General features: G+C 28.5%; 1 protein-coding gene. It reads right to left on the bottom strand.

Annotated features, from left to right (window positions below; translation table 11 throughout):
- The coding region (locus RCF13_RS03390) for a glycosyltransferase (protein ID WP_308140874.1) at window positions 1-501 on the bottom strand (501 nt) is incomplete at both ends.

Below are 501 nucleotides of genomic sequence, written 5' to 3'. Positions count from 1 at the left end.
ATGCTCTTTCTTCTAAACAAAACTCTTTAGCCAATTGTGTTTCTATAAAGTAATGGCAACTAAACTTTTTTTCTTCTTCAATAAGTCTTATTTGCGCCAGAACAGGGTTTTTAAGAGTTTCATATTTAATTTCTTGTAAAGCTTTTTTTGTAATTATATTTGGTAAAGAGAGCAAAGAATTTATTTTTAATTCATTCGCTCCTAACACTTCATTTATGATTTGTCTCCAAATAATATTAGCACTTGGAAATTCTTTTTTCTGTCTTTCAATAAAGAAAGAGTGCAAGTTATTTAAAACCACATCTGCATTATCTTTCATAGCAGGTTGCATAAATTGTTTAAGTTCACATGCAGAAATACTATTACTATCATCTAAAAATAACAATATATCTCCTTTCGCTTCTTTTGCCCCTATAACACGCATATTTTCTGAATCACTTCTAATACATTTAACTCCAGATTCAGTTAAAGTTTTTTTGTTTATGTTGCGCTTCTCATTTA

It is taken from the genome of Stenotrophomonas maltophilia group sp. RNC7 (assembly GCF_030910085.1).
Lineage (GTDB): Bacteria > Pseudomonadota > Gammaproteobacteria > Xanthomonadales > Xanthomonadaceae > Stenotrophomonas > Stenotrophomonas sepilia.
The sequence above is the reverse complement of the archived record's forward strand: the minus strand, read 5'-3'. Positions and strand labels throughout refer to the sequence as shown.